Source organism: Bacillus sp. 275 (assembly GCF_001999205.1).
GTDB classification, from domain to species: domain Bacteria; phylum Bacillota; class Bacilli; order Bacillales; family Bacillaceae; genus Bacillus; species Bacillus velezensis.
The window spans coordinates 3045001-3062082 of record NZ_CP019626.1; the positions used below are offsets into that span (position 1 = coordinate 3045001).

Below are 17082 nucleotides of genomic sequence, written 5' to 3' on the forward strand. Positions count from 1 at the left end.
CCCATTCCGCAAGGAAGTAAGATCCCTGAAAGATGATCAGGTTGATAGGTCTGAGGTGGAAGTGTGGCGACACATGGAGCTGACAGATACTAATCGATCGAGGACTTAACCAATTTGAATGTATGCTTACTGTTATCTAGTTTTGAGAGAACACTCTCAATGGTTTGGTGGCGATAGCGAAGAGGTCACACCCGTTCCCATGCCGAACACGGAAGTTAAGCTCTTCAGCGCCGATGGTAGTCGGGGGTTTCCCCCTGTGAGAGTAGGACGCCGCCAAGCCATTACACGCAAGTGTAATATACGGAGGATTAGCTCAGCTGGGAGAGCATCTGCCTTACAAGCAGAGGGTCGGCGGTTCGAGCCCGTCATCCTCCACCATTCCTATCATACATAAGTTGGCGTATTAAGCCGGTGTAGCTCAATTGGTAGAGCAACTGACTTGTAATCAGTAGGTTGGGGGTTCAAGTCCTCTTGCCGGCACCACCTTTATATGTTATACTATATAAGTCTCTTGTAATAAGAGCCATTAGCTCAGTTGGTAGAGCATCTGACTTTTAATCAGAGGGTCGAAGGTTCGAGTCCTTCATGGCTCACCATGTTTTTCTTGCGGATGTGGCGGAATTGGCAGACGCGCTAGAATCAGGCTCTAGTGTCTTTACAGACGTGGGGGTTCAAGTCCCTTCATCCGCATTGCCAAACGCGGAAGTAGTTCAGTGGTAGAACATCACCTTGCCAAGGTGGGGGTCGCGGGTTCGAATCCCGTCTTCCGCTCCAACTATACTATACCATCCATGCCGGGGTGGTGGAATTGGCAGACACACAGGACTTAAAATCCTGCGGTAGGTGACTACCGTGCCGGTTCAAGTCCGGCCCTCGGCACTTATTGTTGCGCCCGTAGCTCAATTGGATAGAGCGTTTGACTACGGATCAAAAGGTTAGGGGTTCGACTCCTCTCGGGCGCGCCATACATACTTTTGAAAAACGGGAAGTAGCTCAGCTTGGTAGAGCACATGGTTTGGGACCATGGGGTCGCAGGTTCGAATCCTGTCTTCCCGACCATTTTGGGGCCTTAGCTCAGCTGGGAGAGCGCCTGCTTTGCACGCAGGAGGTCAGCGGTTCGATCCCGCTAGGCTCCACTTGATTTTAATTGTTTTTTGGCGGTGTAGCTCAGCTGGCTAGAGCGTACGGTTCATACCCGTGAGGTCGGGGGTTCGATCCCCTCCGCCGCTACCATTGGACCTTTAGCTCAGTTGGTTAGAGCAGACGGCTCATAACCGTCCGGTCGTAGGTTCGAGTCCTACAAGGTCCACCACTTATACGGAGGAATACCCAAGTCTGGCTGAAGGGATCGGTCTTGAAAACCGACAGGGGTGTCAAAGCCCGCGGGGGTTCGAATCCCTCTTCCTCCGCCATATATAATTTAATTATCATCGCGGGGTGGAGCAGTTCGGTAGCTCGTCGGGCTCATAACCCGAAGGTCGCAGGTTCAAATCCTGCCCCCGCAACCAAAAAAATGGTCCGGTAGTTCAGTTGGTTAGAATGCCTGCCTGTCACGCAGGAGGTCGCGGGTTCGAGTCCCGTCCGGACCGCCATTTATAAAAAGGCTCGGTAGCTCAGTTGGTAGAGCAACGGACTGAAAATCCGTGTGTCGGCGGTTCGATTCCGTCCCGAGCCACCATTTAATTTAATATTGTTTTGGCGGTTGTGGCGAAGTGGTTAACGCACCAGATTGTGGCTCTGGCACTCGTGGGTTCGATTCCCATCAATCGCCCCATACAACATGCGGGTGTAGTTTAGTGGTAAAACCTCAGCCTTCCAAGCTGATGTCGTGGGTTCGATTCCCATCACCCGCTCCATTTTTATATTGTCATGGGCCTGTAGCTCAGCTGGTTAGAGCGCACGCCTGATAAGCGTGAGGTCGGTGGTTCGAGTCCACTCAGGCCCACCATGATGATTTTTCCACAGTAGCTCAGTGGTAGAGCTATCGGCTGTTAACCGATCGGTCGCAGGTTCGAATCCTGCCTGTGGAGCCATACGGAGAAGTACTCAAGTGGCTGAAGAGGCGCCCCTGCTAAGGGTGTAGGTCGTGTAAGCGGCGCGAGGGTTCAAATCCCTCCTTCTCCGCCATAAGGCCCGTTGGTCAAGCGGTTAAGACACCGCCCTTTCACGGCGGTAACACGGGTTCGAATCCCGTACGGGTCATTAAAAAACCTTGCATACTATGCAAGGTTTTTTATTATGCGTTCATAGCATAAATGGTAAAAGACAAGTATGTGGCAAAAGCGCTCCATAATAAATAAGGAACCAGAAGCCAGGCTGAAGCTTTACTGTATTTACCGGCAATGAGCAACAGAATGAGTGTTGTCACAGCCACAAGCAGGCAATCGATAGATGCAGCAAGCAAATTTTTCTGTGTGAATTGAAAATAGCTGAATCCTTGATTCACGATATAATTGATGAGAAGCATCACCCAAAAAGCTTTGGATTCTTTACATGAAAACTTTGCGTATATCATGGCTGCTGAGAGCGAAATAAGCGCAAACAAAACCGCCCATATGATGCCGATCACTGATCCGCTCGGCGTCCAGTCAGTTTTTTGCAGCGCGTCATACCATTCACGGTCGATGGGAAAGAGAACCCCCGCTAAAGAAAACAAGACATATGTAATGATAAATACAATAATCGCACCGATATACTTCTTTTTCATTTGTTCCCTCCGTCATTCAATGTCAATACGTTAGTTCCCTTTTTTGGAAAGATTAAACCTTTTAAAAGGTTTATGCATCATTAAGTGTATGAGTTTTCAGTGTGAAAATGCAGCAAACCATTTATTTGTATTCAAAAACCCCGGCAGGCCGGGGTTTTAATCAGCATGAAGATCGCCAAAGGTCGTCATAATTCCTTCTTCGTCCAGTTCCTGTTCATATTTTTCGTGTGCTTTGCTTGGATACACGGAAATGTTTTTTCCGGTAATATCTGTCGCGATAAAGTTTTCATAATCCTCAGCATAGCCGATGTTTTCTTCTGAGTTCATTGTCATATCCCCATAGCTGAGCGGAGGATCTTCTAAATCCTGAGGCGTTTCTGAGTTTCCGTATTCCTCAACATCCTGATAAGCATCTTCACTATCGTAAGCCGCCCGGATTGATTCATCATCATCAAATTCAAACTGTCCGAACGGTGTTTCCTCCTCAATCGGCCTGTCTTTGGAAACGGCATCCTGCGAGGAATATTCCGCCAATGTCGTAGCCGTCGGCAGAGCTTCGAGTCTGTCATAAGGAATGTCCTTGCCGCTGACTTCACATGTGCCGTATGTGCCGTTTTCAATTTGCTTCAGAGAGTAATCAATATCGCGAAGGTGCTCTCGTTCATGGTCGAGCAGAGCCAGGTCTTTTTCCCGCTCGTATAATTCGGTCGCCTGATCGCCGGGATGATTGTCATAGGAAGACAATTCGCCGGATGACTGATACGGGAATTCATCAGCTAACTGAAATTGATCATTTTCTTTAAAGCGGCTCAAAATATCATGTCTGGCTTCTTCTAATTCTTTTTTTAAGTGTGTGATCTGTTCGTTTGTAAGCACATTAATCCCTCGTTTCTATGTGATACTTACTGTTAGTATGAACGCTTTTGCGCAGAAAAATGGTGGATAAAAATAGTCATTTTCCCATGAGGAAGTAAAAGGATACAGTGATTGCCGAGAGTGGGGAAAGAAAATTCAAGTTTGTTTCTTTATTCATTTGCGCAAAAAGGTTTATAATAAGAAATGCAGGCATTTTGTCGTGCTCAAATCTGTGTGTTTGACACAAAGTCATCACAGGTGTATTGTATTAAAAGCATTTAACGGATTATGGAGGAATGTCTCATGGTGACAACGGTGCAGCATACGTTCCGAGAGGAAGCAGATCATGCATTACATAAAGCCAAACAAGTCAACCATGCTGTCTTATTGAGCTATTCAAGACGTATTGCGTCTTTAGACCCTCTATCATTTTTCAAAGACGGAGCAAAAAAATATAAAGGCAAACGATTTTTTTGGTCAGAACCCGGTAGCGAATTAACAATAGTCGGTCTTGGCACAGAAGCGCTGTTCCAATCGAATGAAAAAAATGGAAAGCGTTATCACGACGTTTTTGAACAATGGGAGCGCTTTAAAAAGACGGCTTTTCATATTCATGAAGAAGAAGAGGCGGCGCATACCGCGGTCGGCCCTGTCTTATTCGGCGGTTTTTCATTTAATCCCGCTGAAGAGAGAGGAGACGAATGGAACGGGTTCGAAGAAGGACTGTTCTTTATCCCCTCACTCATGCTGACAAAGACGGCAGATGGTGATTATTTAACCGTCAATCAATGGGCGGCAGACGGTAATCAGGCAGAAGATACGCTGAAACGTCTGAAATCTTTTTCGGAAGCTTTTTCAGTTTCTTCAATCGAGTATGAAGAATATCCTGTTTTAACAAAAGCGGAAGAACTTGATGTGGAAAACTGGCTTGAAGCCATTAAAACAGCAACAAATGATATGAAAGCAAATCAATATGATAAAGTCGTGCTGGCAAGGGAAGTCGTTTTGTCATATGATGGGCCTATTCCGGCGGAGAGCGTTGTCCGCAAGCTTTTGACGGACCAAACGACAAGCTATGTTTTTGCGATTGAGCAGGGAGATAAATGCTTTGTCGGCGCTTCACCGGAACGGCTGATCAAAAAATCCGGCAAAGACGTCATGTCCACCTGTCTGGCAGGTTCAATTAAGCGCGGAGAAAGTCAACAAGAAGATGACCGTCTCGGCAAAGAGCTGCTGCATGACGAAAAAAATCTCGCGGAACATGATTTTGTGGTTCAGATGATACACGATTCTTTCTTGTCGAGCTGCAGCGATGTGAAAAAGCCTGCAGGTCCGCAATTATATAAAACAAAAAGTGTTCAGCATCTATATACACCGATCACAGGCCATCTTAAAACGTCCGCTTCCCTGTTTGATTTAATTGAAAAGCTGCATCCCACACCGGCATTGGGCGGAGCTCCCCAGCAGAAAGCTGTTGAAGTTATCGCTGATATTGAACCGATGACACGCGGATGGTACGCGGCCCCGATCGGCTGGATGGACGGCAGGGAAAACGGAGAATTTGTCGTGGCTATCCGATCAGGGCTGATTGAAGGCAAAAGTGCGCGGCTTTTCGCAGGCTGCGGCATTGTTGAAGATTCAGATCCGCAATCAGAATATGAAGAAACACAAATTAAACTAAAGCCGATGATCTCTGCTTTAGGAGGTGAAAGGCTTTGACAAACCCGATTACACATTATATCGGAAGCTTTATTGATGAATTCGCCCTATCGGGTGTCACCGACGCGGTTGTTTGCCCGGGATCGAGGTCAACTCCCTTGGCGGTTTTGGCGGCGGCCCACCCGGATATTCAAGTCCATATACAGATTGATGAACGATCCGCAGGTTTTTTCGCACTCGGTCTTGCAAAAGCCCGCCAGCGTCCGGTCATGCTGATTTGTACGTCAGGAACGGCAGCGGCTAACTTCTATCCGGCCGTGATTGAAGCTCATTATTCAAGAGTGCCTCTTATTGTCCTGACTGCTGACCGGCCTCATGAATTGAGGGAAGTGGGGGCGCCTCAGGCGATTAACCAGCATTTTCTGTTCGGTAACTTTGTTAAGTTTTTCACAGACTCGGCTCTACCTGAGGAAAATCCTCAAATGCTGAGCTATATCAGAACATTGGCCGGCAGAGCCGTAAGTGAAGCCGGGAAGCGCCCGATGGGGCCGGTCCATATCAATGTGCCGCTCAGAGAGCCTTTGATGCCGGATTTATCAGCCGCACCTTTTGAAAGAATGAGAAAGGGGCGGCACGTCTCAGTCACAACAGGGATTCAGTCAGCTGATCAAGATTCTCTCTATCATATTACAGAGCGTCTCGCGGGTACCGAAAGAGGTATGATCGTCTGCGGCGAAATTCACGGTGAAGCAGAAAAGCAGCAAATCATCGCTCTTGCCGAGATGCTTCAGTTCCCGATTTTGGCTGATCCGCTTTCAAACCTCCGAAACGGGGAGCATGATAAGACGCTGATTATTGATGCTTATGACTCGTTTTTAAAAGATGAAGAAATAAAAGAGGCGCTGCGCCCTGACGCTGTGATCCGCTTCGGTCCGATGCCGGTTTCTAAACCGCTCTTTTTATGGCTCAGAGATGATCCTGCCATTGAGCAGTTTATCGTCGATGAAGACGGAGGATGGAGAGATCCCACCCAGGCCGGCGCGCATATGATTCATTGCCATCCGTCGGTGTTTTTGGAAGCGGTCCGTTCAGCTGAAACCGGAAAGCGGCCGTCCGGATGGCTTGAGAAATGGCAGTTTGTCAATGAGCGTTTCCGGAGTCATTTACAGGACGCGAGCATGGATGATTTATCATTTGAAGGAAATGTATATCGTCAGCTTCAGCACCTTGTCCCTGAAGGCAGTTCGATTTTTGTCGGAAACAGCATGCCGATTCGCGACGTGGATACGTTCTTTGAAAAACAAGATCGCTCCTTCCGTGTCTATGCCAACCGCGGCGCTAACGGAATTGACGGAGTTGTCTCCTCGGCTATGGGACTGTGTGAAGGTACAAAAGCTCCTGTCACGCTTGTAATTGGAGATTTATCGTTTTACCATGATTTAAACGGGCTGTTAGCGGCTAAAAAACTTGGAATTCCGCTTACGGTTATTTTAATAAACAATGATGGCGGCGGGATTTTCTCGTTTTTGCCGCAGGCATCTGATAAGACTCATTTTGAAGAACTGTTCGGTACGCCGACGGGTCTTGATTTCCGGCATGCCGCCGCACTGTACGGCGGGACGTATACTTGCCCTGAGACATGGGAAGCATTTAAGGATGCGTATCAGCCGCAGGCGGACAAGCCCGGACTTCATATAATCGAGCTGAAAACAGATCGGACATCAAGAGTTCAATTCCATCGCGATCTGCTGCAGGCCGCAGTGCGGGAAGTGAAAAAAGAATGGAAACTGTAACAGTTAAAACGGCCGACGGCGTATGCTATCGTGCTGCTGATAGCGGACACGAATCATCTGAAGCTATTGTTTGTCTGCATGGATTTACGGGCAGCAAAGAATCATGGATGTTTTTACGCGGCATGTTTCCCGGCGAACGAATGGTGATGATTGACTGCCTGGGTCACGGGGAGACAGACGCGCCTGTGCAAGCGGCAAGGTACAGTGCGAGCCGGCAGGTTGCGGACCTTGCCGCCGTTTTTGATCAATTAAAACTTCACAAAGTGAAACTTATTGGTTATTCTATGGGGGGAAGACTTGCGTATTCCTTTGCACAGGCATTTCCGCATCGGGTGTCAGCGCTTGTTTTGGAAAGTACAACCCCGGGCCTCAGCACGCTTCAGGAACGCAAAAAGCGGATTCAGTCAGACCGGAAGCTTGCTGACTTTATATTGCGGGAAGGTATAACATCGTTTGTCGATTATTGGGAGGGCATTCCGTTGTTTGCCACGCAGCTTTCTCTGCCGGACAGCGTAAAGGCGTCCATCCGTGCCGGCAGGATGAAAAATAATCCGTCCGGACTTGCAGGCAGCCTGCTCGGAATGGGGACGGGCTCACAGCCTTCCTGGTGGGAGGCATTACACCGCATCAAAGCACCCGTTCTGCTCATATGCGGTGAATGGGATGAAAAGTTTTGCGCTATTAATCAAAAGGTGCATAACCTGCTCCCATCAAGTAAAATAGAGGTTGTCAAACAGGCGGGGCACACGGTACATGTGGAACAGCCGCGAATTTTTGGTAAGATAGTAAGTGAGTTTTTATACGGCTTGTAAAGCATAAAGAAAATAGCTTTTCGGCCGGACTCAGGCAAAAATGAAGGAGGTCATATCAATGGCTGCAGAATGGAAAAGTGAACGTCAGTACGATGAAATCCTGTACGAGACGTATAACGGTATTGCAAAAATAACAATTAACCGCCCGGAGGTACATAACGCATTTACTCCTAAGACGGTATCAGAAATGATTGACGCGTTTGCTCGTGCGCGTGATGACTCCAATATTGGTGTCATCGTTCTTGCGGGAGCGGGAGATAAAGCATTCTGTTCAGGCGGAGACCAAAAAGTCCGCGGTCACGGCGGATATGTCGGAGACGATCAGATCCCGCGTCTGAATGTGCTTGATCTTCAGCGTTTGATCCGTGTTATTCCTAAACCGGTCGTAGCAATGGTATCAGGCTATGCCATCGGCGGAGGCCATGTGCTTCATATCGTCTGTGATTTAACGATTGCGGCCGATAACGCGATTTTCGGCCAAACCGGACCGAAAGTGGGAAGCTTTGATGCCGGTTACGGCTCAGGTTACCTGGCGCGTATCGTCGGACATAAGAAAGCCCGTGAAATCTGGTACCTGTGCCGTCAATACAACGCGCAGGAAGCGCTCGACATGGGGCTTGTCAATACGGTTGTCCCATTAGAGAAACTTGAAGAGGAAACAATTAAATGGTGTGAAGAAATGCTTGAGAAAAGCCCTACAGCCCTTCGTTTCCTTAAAGCGGCATTTAACGCAGATACAGACGGCCTCGCCGGAATTCAGCAATTTGCAGGAGATGCAACGCTTCTTTATTACACGACTGACGAAGCGAAAGAAGGCCGCGATTCCTTTAAAGAGAAACGCAGTCCCGATTTCGGTCAATTCCCTCGTTTTCCGTGATCAGATGACACTACGAAACAGCTTGAGCCGCTCTGGTCCAAGCTGTTTTCTTTTCAAAAACAGTACTTTTACCTCGGAGATGATAACATGCTGACAGAACAGCCGAATTGGCTCATTCAAAGGGCTCAGCTGACACCAGAGAGAATCGCTCTCATATTTGAAAACAAACAGATGACATTCAGAGAATTATATCATGCTTCTAAACAAATGGCCGCGCGGCTGTCCAAATACTGCTCGCTTAAAAAAGGAGACCGGGCCGCGATTTTGCTTTCTAACAGACCGGAAATGGTTTATGCCGTTCACGCCTGTTTCTTATTAGGGGCGGAAGCTGTGCTGTTGAATACGAAGCTCTCAAAACAGGAACGGATGTTTCAGCTCAAAGATTCACAGGCTAAGCTTTTATTGACGGAGGACGGTTTTTGCCGTGAAGAATATGAATCTGCGGTCGCCGCTGCGGACGTGGACGAGCTGCAGGCTGAAGCCGCGGGAGACATTGAACCTGAAGCTTATGTAACGCTTGATGATACGGCGACTCTTATGTATACGTCAGGAACAACGGGAAGGCCGAAGGGGGTGCAGCAGACTTTCGGTAATCATTATTCCAGCGCTGTATCGTCTGCGCTGAATCTGGGGGTCACGGAGCGGGACCGCTGGCTTATTGCGCTGCCGCTGTTTCATATCAGCGGTCTGTCTGCGCTGTTTAAGTCGGTCATTTACGGCATGCCTGTCGTGCTTCATCAAAAATTTTCTGTCACTGATGTGCTGGACAGCATCAGCTCCCATCAGGTCACGATCATTTCAGCGGTGCAGACCATGCTTTCGGGCCTGCTTGCGGAAACTGAACAATGTCCTGAATCACTGCGCTGCATTCTGCTTGGCGGGGGTCCGGCACCGCTGCCGCTCCTTGAAGAATGCCGCAGGAAACAATTTCCGGTATTTCAATCTTACGGCTTGACTGAAACCTGCTCACAGATTGTCACGCTTTCTCCGGAATTCAGTATGGACAAGCTCGGCTCGGCCGGTAAACCGCTGTTTTCATGCGAAATTAGAATTGAAAAAGACGGAAGCCCTTGTGCGCCGTTTGAACACGGTGAAATTACGGTGAAAGGCCCGAATGTAATGAAAGGGTATTATCATCGTGACGACGCGAACCAGGCCGCTTTTCATAATGGATGGTTTAAAACGGGCGATCTTGGCTATTTGGATGATGAAGGGTTTTTATACGTGCTGGACAGGCGGTCGGACCTCATTATTTCAGGCGGAGAGAACATCTACCCGGCAGAAGTGGAAGCGGCGCTGCTTGCCCATCCGGCTGTAGCGGAGGCCGGTGTTTCGGGAGCCGAAGATCCGAAGTGGGGGAAAGTGCCGCATGCTTTTCTCGTGCTGACTTCTTCTGTCAGTTCTGAGGAGCTGACCGCTTTTTGCCGTGAGCGGCTTGCAAAATATAAAATACCGGCTGCTTTTTTCAAGGTTGACGGGCTCCCGCGGAACGCGTCCAATAAACTGATGAGGCATCGGCTGAATGAGCTTCGTAAAGGAGAATTGTCATGATTAAGATTGAAAAAATCACCCTTTATCATGTAAGTATGAGGCTGAAAAAACCGTTTAAAACAAGTATTGAAACGCTGCAGGACCGTAAATTTTTGATCGTGGAAGCGATCGATGAAACCGGGAGAACCGGCTGGGGGGAGGTATCGGCGTTTTCTTCTCCGTGGTATACAGAAGAAACGATTCAGACATGCGCGCATATGCTGAGAGATTTTTTCATCCCAAATGTCGTAGGCCGCGAGTTTTTCCATCCGTCAGAAGTGCCTGACAGTCTCGCGCGTTTCAAAGGAAACCGCATGGCAAAAGCGGGGCTTGAATCAGCCGTGTGGGATCTATATGCCAAGAAAAAGGGGATATCTCTCGCAGAAGCCTTAGGGGGCAAAAGAGATAAAGTGCCCGCCGGCGTGGCGGTGGGTCTGGCTTCGGCTGATGAGATGCTTCGGGAAATTGAGCAATACGTAAAAGAAGGTTATCAACGTATAAAAATAAAAATTCAGCCCGGCCATGACGTTGATCTGGTCAGATCCATCCGCAGCCGTTTTCCGAACGTACCGCTGATGGCGGATGCCAACTCGGCATATGAACTGAAAGACATCAGCAGGCTGAAAGAGTTGGATGAATTCCAGCTCATGATGATAGAACAGCCGCTTCAGGCAGATGATATTGTCGATCACCGCCATCTGCAGAAACACTTAAGAACCGCGGTATGCCTTGATGAAAGCATATGCTCATATGATGACGCAAGGCGGGCGATTGAGCTTGGGAGCTGTAAAATCATTAACATAAAACCGGCGCGTGTAGGAGGCCTGACAGAGGCTTTAAAAATACATGACTTATGCAGAGAGCATCACATGCCGGTTTGGTGCGGCGGAATGTTTGAAACCGGCATTTCGAGAGCGCAGACAGTCGCGCTTGCTTCGCTGCCGCAATTTACGATACCGGGTGATATTTCCTCATCAGACCGATACTGGGAGGAGGATATTGTCACTCCCGACATACGTATCGAAGAGGGATTCATCTCTGTTCCGGACGGCCCCGGACTGGGTGTTGAAGTCAATCAGGAAATAATGAGAAAATACGTCACCCAAATGGACGTTTTTACGACAAACAATTGATAAAAAGACATTTCAGCGAGTTGAGCTGCCTGTATGCTGCTGTTATATTGAAACTGTTCATCATCACCCCTTCCCCCGTTTGAACCGGCTGTATCAGCCGGTTTTTTTAATAGGCGAATGCGATGATTTTTTTATTGTTCAAACAGTGTCGGCTTTACATCGCAGGTGTTGCTTTCTGGCTGGGGCAAACATGTACATCTTGATAAAAAATTCTGTGCTTGTCATGAATGCGATACTGATTGTACCGCCTGCAGCCGCCTAGACTGACAAACCGCCTTTCTTCCATGCTTTTCATCAGCGCGATTTTCCCCGGCTCAGGGGCTGATTTCAAAAAGGCTTGCGGCGCGGAAATGAAAAAGAGCTGTATAAAACAGCTCTTTTCTTTTATAAATCATGCGGTTTAAAGGTTTTGCAATCCGTTTCTTCACTTTTTTCAGCGGTTTCGCCTGTATGGCTGACCACATAAATCGCGTCGGCCGTGCATTTGTTTCCTCTGCCCCAATATGAACAGTTATTGACTTCACACAGAATTTTTTGGTCCATGCTGGCTCCCCTCCAAGATAAAAGGTACGCCATTAGTATGAGCCGCCCTGATTTTTGTTATTCCTCCTGGCGGATATAACGTCTGTCTTTCATAAAGAGCTTCCAGAAGAAATAAAACCCGGGAAACAAAATGATGAAAGCGACGATATACGTCATAAACAGCGCCCTGAAGGTGGCCGGCTCCGTAAATCCTGACATGACCGTAATATCAGGATAAATCATATAAGGAAGATGCGCCCGTCCGTATGCATAGCTTGCCAGAAAGTATTGAAGCGCAATGGCGATCATGGCGATTCTTGGTTTGCCGAGGTTGCGGCCGAAGCGTTTATTCGGCAAAAACAGGGCCGCGCCGGCAATGAAAAACATGATAACAGACAGGATAAGCCATGTCTTGTCTTTCATCATCCCCGTATACAGCCAGCCGGCTTCGTTGCGTAATGTCAGCATAATGAAGAAGGCAAATAGAAGCGAAAGCGGCCCTGTTAGTAAAGAACTCCGTCTGTAGATGCGGTACGCATGCTCCTCTTCCGCAACATTTGAAAAATCGGCCAGAAGCAGTGAAGATAAAAATAAAGTGCTTAAAATGGCAAAGCCGATAAACGCATACGCATTAAGGCTTGTAAAGACATTTGCCAAATTCAGTTGATACACTCCGCCCGTCTTCTCAATAAATCCTCCGTGTGTGACCGGAAGGACCAAAATCAACACAGCGGGAATAATGAAGCCCGAAATTCCGGAGATATATCTCATGATTTTTCTTTCCTTCGCCGTATTGGAGAAGACGAGAAAGCCGCTGCGGATGGCTAAAAGCAGTAAAATAATACTCCCCGGGATCAATAAAACGGTTCCCAGCACGAAGGTTGCCCCTGGAAAGAAGCTGAATAGGGCGACAACAATTGCGACGATAAAGACGTTGGTCACTTCCCATGTCGGGGACAAATAACGGTTGGCGATGTTTGTCGCCTTTGTTTGTTCTCTATTTAAATAAATCATCGACCAAAAGCCGGCTCCGAAGTCCATCGTTGCCATGACCGCGTAGATAAACACGAAGCCCCATACGATTGATATCGCAATGAGAGCATCCATGGTAATGTCCATTTTAATTCAGCCCTTTCTATTGTTAGGATTCCGCCGCTTTTACATCCTCCTCAACGGGATGTTTGCGGAAATAATAAAGCAGCACATAAATGACTGCGGCTGCCAAAATGGCGTAAACCACTGTAAACAGGATGAACAGCAAACCGATTGAACCGGTTGTCGTGACGACATCAGACGTTTTCAAGAGATGGTAAATCACCCATGGCTGCCGCCCCGTACAAGCGAATATCCACCCGAATTCAATTCCGATCAGACTGAGCGGTCCTGCGGTTAAAAATAAAATCAAAAGCCAAGTCGGAAAGCTGTCTTTCTTTAAAACTTTTCTCCACACGATGCCGATGATTGAGTACAAAATGAGCAGCATTCCGATGCCGACCATTCCGTTAAACAGTGTATGGATGAATAAAGGCGGCCACTCGTCTTTCGGAAACGCGTTCAATCCTTTGACGACGGTATCAAAGCTGTTTGCGGCCAAAAAGCTTAAAGCCCACGGCACTTCTATCGCCCATTTTACTTTTTCTTCTTTTGCATCAGTAAAACCCCCGATCGCAAGCGGAGCGTGTGATCTAGTTTCAAACAGCCCTTCTGCGCCCGCAAGCTTCTCAGGCTGGTATTCGTAAAGAAGCTGGGCTGACTCGTGACCGTTTAAAGAGGCAATAATGGAGAATATCCCGCCGATCGTTAAGGCGAGCAGCAGCGCTTTTCGGTGAAAGCGGTATACCTGCTCCTGTTTTCTCGTTCTCAGCATTTTATAAGCCGCAACTGACGCGACGATAAATGCACCGGTCATGAAAGCCGTCAGTACGACATGGCCCGCGGTGGTGAAAAAGCTCGGATTAAAAAACGCTGCCCAAGGTTCGACGTCAGTGATTTTGCCGTTTAAAATTTTAAAGCCGGCCGGCGTTCCTTCAAATGCGTGAACATTTGTGATTAAGACGGCGGATGCCGCGGCGCCGATCAAAACGAAAATAACGGCAATGATGCGCATCGCCGGAGTCAGCCGGTCAGCGGCGTAGACATAAATGGACATAAACAGCGCTTCGATAAAGAATGCATAAATTTCAATCTGAAACGGGAGGGACATCACCCTGCCGATGACTTCCATGAATCCGGGCCACAAAAGGGCAAGCTGTGTACCCGCGATCGTTCCGGTCGGTATCGCCACGCCGAGCAGAACAGCCTGCGCCTTCGTCCACCTTTTCGCCATAATGGCATAATGCGGATCTTTTGTTTTTTGATAAATCAATTCAGCCATTAAAATCATCAGAGGCAAGCCGACACCAAGCGTCGCAAAAATAATATGAAAGCCCATGGTTGTCCCGAACAGGCTTCTGGCTAATACTAAATCATCCACGATCATAAACCGCCTTTCTAAATTACCGTTTTATGTAATGTGGTTATATTATTTGCTGAAGCGATTAGATTATTCTTCCGATTCCATATATGTGCAGGGTTTAGAAACCAAGGGATCAGGGCATATATGATTGACAAGCGGTTATTTAAGGTTTAAAATAAAACGTAATAATTACGATTTGAGAAAGGGGGATCAGCATGAAAAAAGATATTCATCCGGATAACCATCAAGTGATTTTTCAAGATGTGAACAGCGGCTATCGCTTTTTAAGCCATTCTACGAAAACGTCAGCGGAAACGGCAGAGTGGGAAGACGGAAAAACATACCCGCTGATTAAAGTGGAAGTCAGCTCAGATACGCATCCGTTTTATACAGGCCGCCAAAAGTTCAACGAAAAAGGCGGGAGAGTCGAACAGTTCAACAAAAAATACAATATGGGAAAATAAGACAAGCCCAATGGGGTTTGTCTTATTTATTGAGCACTTTGTCATCTCGTGCGGGGAGTGACGAAATGACCCGTCTTATGTTATATTGTGAATAAAAAAGCAGAAAGGAAACACCAAGATGAGTCTTCTAAACGATATCATGCAATTTAATGAGCAGTTCACTAAAAACAAAGATTATGAAAAATACCAAACATCTAAATTCCCGGATAAAAAAATGGCGATTTTGTCCTGTATGGACACACGTCTTGTAGAATTGCTTCCGCATGCGATGAACATGCGAAACGGCGATGTGAAAATTATTAAAAGTGCCGGCGCGCTTGTCGCCCACCCGTTCGGAAGTATCATGCGCAGCCTTTTAGTGGCCGTATACGAATTAAACGCCGATGAAGTCTGCGTTATCGGCCACCATGATTGCGGCATGAGCAAAATCAACAGCGAGGATATGCTCGATAAAATTATCGACCGCGGTATTCCGAAAGAGCGGATTGACATGCTGAAGCACTCAGGAGTTGATCTTGATCAATGGCTGAAAAGCTTTGATTCAGTAGAAGCGAGTGTTACAGACAGCGTAAACGTCATTAAACACCATCCGCTATTCCCTGACAATGTGCCGGTGCACGGTCTGGTGATTGATCCTGAAACCGGTAAACTTGATCTGGTGATCGACGGCTACCAGCATATGGACTAATGTTTTTGTTTTTTGTCCGGTACGGGATCAACACCGCCCGGATGAAAAGGGTGGCACTTTAAAATCCGCTTCAGTGTCAGCCATCCGCCTTTTAATGCGCCGTGAGTCTTGACGGCTTCGATTCCGTACTGCGAACACGTCGGATAAAAGCGGCATGACGGCGGCGTCAGCGGAGAGATGAACTTCTGGTATCCGCGAATTAAAGCAATCATTATGGTTTTCATCAAAAAAACCACCTTTCTGATGCTAGTATAGAAAAAAAATTTCAGATTGAAAAGCTTCCGCCACAATTCTTATCGGAAAACTGTGTTATAATGGATGCATATTCTGAAAAAAAGGGAGTGCCATTATGCCTTCAGTAGAAAGTTTTGAGCTTGACCATAATGCGGTTGTGGCTCCGTATGTAAGACATTGCGGAGTGCATAAAGTCGGAACAGACGGCGTCGTGAATAAGTTTGACATTCGCTTCTGCCAGCCGAACAAACAGGCGATGAAGCCGGATACGATTCATACGCTTGAGCACTTGCTTGCGTTTACGATTCGCACACATTCTGAGAAATACGATCACTTCGACATCATAGATATCTCACCGATGGGCTGCCAGACAGGCTATTATCTTGTTGTCAGCGGCGAGCCGACAGCGGAAGAAATTGTAGACCTGCTTGACGCTACGCTGAAAGAAGCCATCGATATTACGGAGATTCCGGCGGCCAACGAAAAACAGTGCGGCCAGGCGAAACTTCATGATTTAGAAGGCGCGAAACGTCTGATGCGTTTCTGGCTGTCACAGGATAAAGAAGATTTGCTGAAAGTGTTCGGATAAAAAACAGGCCTTTTTGCTGACATGCAAAAAGGCTTTTTTACATATTTCTAAAAAATGTCACACCTTATGTGTAAGCGTTTGCTAAAATAGAAGCAAACATGAAGGAGTGATGGGATGAAACGGGCTGTATTGGCAGGTATGTGCGGTATGGTATTTCTATTATCTTCCTGCGGGGGCAATTCGGACAAAACCTCCGCGGATGAAGAGCCTAAAGCGCTTGAGGTCAAGCTTACAGGACCGGAAACGGCAGCACCGCATGAAAAAACGGAATACAAGGCGGAAGTTTTTTACGGCGGCAAGCGTGTCACGGATGCGGATGAAGTCATGTTTGAAGTATGGAAAGAAGGAAAAAAAGGCAGCAGCAAAACAAGCAAGGCCAAGGAGGAAAAAGGGGCGTATCACCTGCGGACTGAATTTGATGAAGAGGGTGTGTATACCGTTCAATCCCACGTAACGGCAAAACAGCAGCATAATATGCCGACTGTAAAAGTGCGTGTCGGGGATGCTGAAGCTGCCGATGATTCCTCCGGCCATGAGGAACAGACGCATCATCATTAAGGATTTTTTTTATCCGTCAAGCCTTTTGATGCGTCCTCCGGCGGGTCAATCGTATGTTTTACATTATAAGCTCTTACAGTCGACCAGATGGATAAAAGCAGCACGGCGAGCACGATAAGAAAGCCGAAGCTCAGAAGAAGCAGCATGAAATCCCTCCTTTTTAACAAATCATAACATATTTTCCATCCGTAAAATCAAGGGCTAAA

Annotated in this window: 17 protein-coding genes, 21 tRNA genes and 2 rRNA genes (1 of these 40 only partly in view); 33 read left to right on the plus strand and 7 right to left on the minus strand. The window is 47.4% G+C overall.

The window, feature by feature from the left end; all coding sequences use genetic code 11:
* The 23 genes from BZ167_RS14875 to BZ167_RS14985 form a co-directional block, all read left to right on the plus strand.
* Positions 1-113: ribosomal RNA gene (locus BZ167_RS14875) — 23S ribosomal RNA — on the plus strand; it begins 2817 nt to the left of the window's first position.
* A gap of 50 nt (positions 114-163) precedes the next feature.
* Positions 164-279 (plus strand): 5S ribosomal RNA (rrf, locus tag BZ167_RS14880).
* 23 nt (positions 280-302) lie between these two features.
* A tRNA-Val gene (locus BZ167_RS14885) sits at positions 303-378 on the plus strand.
* Positions 379-407: 29 nt separating this feature from the next.
* A tRNA-Thr gene (locus BZ167_RS14890) sits at positions 408-483 on the plus strand.
* A gap of 37 nt (positions 484-520) precedes the next feature.
* A tRNA-Lys gene (locus BZ167_RS14895) sits at positions 521-596 on the plus strand.
* Between the two features lie 10 nt (positions 597-606).
* Positions 607-690: transfer RNA gene (locus BZ167_RS14900), tRNA-Leu, on the plus strand.
* A 9-nt stretch (positions 691-699) separates the two neighbouring features.
* Positions 700-774, plus strand: a tRNA-Gly gene (locus tag BZ167_RS14905).
* 19 nt (positions 775-793) lie between these two features.
* Positions 794-879 (plus strand) — tRNA-Leu (locus tag BZ167_RS14910).
* A gap of 9 nt (positions 880-888) precedes the next feature.
* Positions 889-965 (plus strand) — tRNA-Arg (locus tag BZ167_RS14915).
* A gap of 17 nt (positions 966-982) precedes the next feature.
* A tRNA-Pro gene (locus BZ167_RS14920) sits at positions 983-1059 on the plus strand.
* A gap of 4 nt (positions 1060-1063) precedes the next feature.
* Positions 1064-1136: transfer RNA gene (locus tag BZ167_RS14925), tRNA-Ala, on the plus strand.
* Positions 1137-1156: 20 nt separating this feature from the next.
* Positions 1157-1233, plus strand: a tRNA-Met gene (locus tag BZ167_RS14930).
* Between the two features lie 2 nt (positions 1234-1235).
* Positions 1236-1312 (plus strand) — tRNA-Ile (locus BZ167_RS14935).
* A gap of 7 nt (positions 1313-1319) precedes the next feature.
* Positions 1320-1412 (plus strand) — tRNA-Ser (locus tag BZ167_RS14940).
* A gap of 19 nt (positions 1413-1431) precedes the next feature.
* Positions 1432-1508 (plus strand) — tRNA-Met (locus BZ167_RS14945).
* A gap of 7 nt (positions 1509-1515) precedes the next feature.
* Positions 1516-1592, plus strand: a tRNA-Asp gene (locus BZ167_RS14950).
* A gap of 10 nt (positions 1593-1602) precedes the next feature.
* Positions 1603-1678: transfer RNA gene (locus BZ167_RS14955), tRNA-Phe, on the plus strand.
* A 20-nt stretch (positions 1679-1698) separates the two neighbouring features.
* Positions 1699-1774, plus strand: a tRNA-His gene (locus tag BZ167_RS14960).
* Positions 1775-1782: 8 nt separating this feature from the next.
* Positions 1783-1856: transfer RNA gene (locus BZ167_RS14965), tRNA-Gly, on the plus strand.
* 15 nt (positions 1857-1871) lie between these two features.
* A tRNA-Ile gene (locus BZ167_RS14970) sits at positions 1872-1948 on the plus strand.
* A gap of 10 nt (positions 1949-1958) precedes the next feature.
* A tRNA-Asn gene (locus BZ167_RS14975) sits at positions 1959-2033 on the plus strand.
* Positions 2034-2036: 3 nt separating this feature from the next.
* Positions 2037-2127 (plus strand) — tRNA-Ser (locus tag BZ167_RS14980).
* Positions 2128-2130: 3 nt separating this feature from the next.
* Positions 2131-2202: transfer RNA gene (locus tag BZ167_RS14985), tRNA-Glu, on the plus strand.
* A 34-nt stretch (positions 2203-2236) separates the two neighbouring features.
* Here the strand turns inward: BZ167_RS14985 and BZ167_RS14990 are convergent.
* Together BZ167_RS14990 and BZ167_RS14995 are read right to left on the minus strand one after the other, a co-directional pair.
* Entirely contained in the window at positions 2237-2707 is a 471-nt protein-coding gene (locus BZ167_RS14990) for a TspO/MBR family protein (RefSeq protein WP_077392125.1), read from the minus strand.
* A gap of 156 nt (positions 2708-2863) precedes the next feature.
* The gene (locus BZ167_RS14995) at positions 2864-3583 is read right to left on the minus strand and encodes a TraR/DksA C4-type zinc finger protein (RefSeq protein ID WP_015418067.1); all 720 of its coding nucleotides are present in this window, start codon (positions 3581-3583) and stop codon (positions 2864-2866) included.
* 282 nt (positions 3584-3865) lie between these two features.
* On the opposite strand from BZ167_RS14995, the gene BZ167_RS15000 reads away from it, so the two are divergent.
* The 6 genes from BZ167_RS15000 (at position 3866) to menC (ending at position 11366) form a co-directional block, all read left to right on the plus strand.
* Positions 3866-5281 carry an isochorismate synthase gene (locus BZ167_RS15000; RefSeq protein WP_033574247.1) on the plus strand — a complete coding sequence of 472 codons (1416 nt, stop codon included), beginning with the start codon at positions 3866-3868 and terminating at the stop codon, positions 5279-5281.
* Positions 5278-7014 carry a 2-succinyl-5-enolpyruvyl-6-hydroxy-3-cyclohexene-1-carboxylic-acid synthase gene (menD, locus tag BZ167_RS15005; protein ID WP_077392126.1) on the plus strand — a complete coding sequence of 579 codons (1737 nt, stop codon included), beginning with the start codon at positions 5278-5280 and terminating at the stop codon, positions 7012-7014. Before BZ167_RS15000 ends, menD begins: the two co-directional genes overlap by 4 nt.
* Entirely contained in the window at positions 7002-7826 is an 825-nt protein-coding gene (gene menH / locus BZ167_RS15010; protein WP_007408847.1) for a 2-succinyl-6-hydroxy-2,4-cyclohexadiene-1-carboxylate synthase, read from the plus strand. Before menD ends, menH begins: the two co-directional genes overlap by 13 nt.
* A gap of 58 nt (positions 7827-7884) precedes the next feature.
* Positions 7885-8703: a 1,4-dihydroxy-2-naphthoyl-CoA synthase gene (menB, locus tag BZ167_RS15015; RefSeq protein ID WP_007408846.1), complete on the plus strand. Its 819-nt coding sequence runs from the start codon at positions 7885-7887 to the stop codon at positions 8701-8703.
* 87 nt (positions 8704-8790) lie between these two features.
* Positions 8791-10254: an o-succinylbenzoate--CoA ligase gene (locus tag BZ167_RS15020; RefSeq protein WP_015418062.1), complete on the plus strand. Its 1464-nt coding sequence runs from the start codon at positions 8791-8793 to the stop codon at positions 10252-10254.
* Positions 10251-11366 carry an o-succinylbenzoate synthase gene (menC, locus tag BZ167_RS15025; RefSeq protein ID WP_007408844.1) on the plus strand — a complete coding sequence of 372 codons (1116 nt, stop codon included), beginning with the start codon at positions 10251-10253 and terminating at the stop codon, positions 11364-11366. Before BZ167_RS15020 ends, menC begins: the two co-directional genes overlap by 4 nt.
* Before the next feature lie 384 nt (positions 11367-11750).
* Here the strand turns inward: menC and BZ167_RS15035 are convergent, their stop codons facing one another.
* The 3 genes from BZ167_RS15035 to BZ167_RS15045 are packed head-to-tail and all read right to left on the minus strand — an operon-like array spanning position 11751 to position 14361.
* Positions 11751-11909, minus strand: coding sequence for a DUF1540 domain-containing protein (locus tag BZ167_RS15035; RefSeq protein ID WP_007408842.1), 159 nt, complete (start codon positions 11907-11909; stop codon positions 11751-11753).
* A gap of 57 nt (positions 11910-11966) precedes the next feature.
* Complete coding sequence (locus BZ167_RS15040) at positions 11967-13007, minus strand: cytochrome d ubiquinol oxidase subunit II (RefSeq protein ID WP_060673717.1); 1041 nt, start codon at positions 13005-13007, stop codon at positions 11967-11969.
* 22 nt (positions 13008-13029) lie between these two features.
* A complete protein-coding gene (locus BZ167_RS15045) occupies positions 13030-14361 on the minus strand; it encodes a cytochrome ubiquinol oxidase subunit I (RefSeq protein ID WP_060673735.1) in 1332 nt (443 codons plus the stop codon).
* 197 nt (positions 14362-14558) lie between these two features.
* Between BZ167_RS15045 and BZ167_RS15050 the strand changes: the two genes are divergently transcribed.
* Both BZ167_RS15050 and BZ167_RS15055 read left to right on the plus strand, forming a co-directional pair.
* Complete coding sequence (locus BZ167_RS15050; protein WP_007408839.1) at positions 14559-14807, plus strand: type B 50S ribosomal protein L31; 249 nt, start codon at positions 14559-14561, stop codon at positions 14805-14807.
* A gap of 118 nt (positions 14808-14925) precedes the next feature.
* On the plus strand, positions 14926-15495 hold the full coding sequence (locus BZ167_RS15055; RefSeq protein WP_003152233.1) for a beta-class carbonic anhydrase: 570 nt from the start codon (positions 14926-14928) through the stop codon (positions 15493-15495).
* On the opposite strand, the gene yidD is transcribed toward BZ167_RS15055, so the two are convergent.
* Positions 15492-15719: a membrane protein insertion efficiency factor YidD gene (yidD, locus tag BZ167_RS15060; RefSeq protein ID WP_003152235.1), complete on the minus strand. Its 228-nt coding sequence runs from the start codon at positions 15717-15719 to the stop codon at positions 15492-15494. The genes BZ167_RS15055 and yidD overlap by 4 nt on opposite strands.
* Positions 15720-15844: 125 nt before the next feature.
* Between yidD and BZ167_RS15065 the strand changes: the two genes are divergently transcribed.
* Together BZ167_RS15065 and BZ167_RS15070 are read left to right on the plus strand one after the other, a co-directional pair.
* Complete coding sequence (locus BZ167_RS15065) at positions 15845-16318, plus strand: S-ribosylhomocysteine lyase (RefSeq protein ID WP_003152237.1); 474 nt, start codon at positions 15845-15847, stop codon at positions 16316-16318.
* Positions 16319-16432: 114 nt separating this feature from the next.
* Positions 16433-16876 (plus strand): FixH family protein, encoded by a 444-nt coding sequence (locus BZ167_RS15070; RefSeq protein ID WP_060673718.1) that lies wholly within the window; start codon positions 16433-16435, stop codon positions 16874-16876.
* Here the strand turns inward: BZ167_RS15070 and ytzI are convergent.
* Positions 16873-17022 carry a YtzI protein gene (ytzI, locus tag BZ167_RS15075; protein WP_007408836.1) on the minus strand — a complete coding sequence of 50 codons (150 nt, stop codon included), beginning with the start codon at positions 17020-17022 and terminating at the stop codon, positions 16873-16875. The two genes, BZ167_RS15070 and ytzI, sit on opposite strands and share 4 nt — an antisense overlap.
* Positions 17023-17082: the final 60 nt, after the last annotated feature.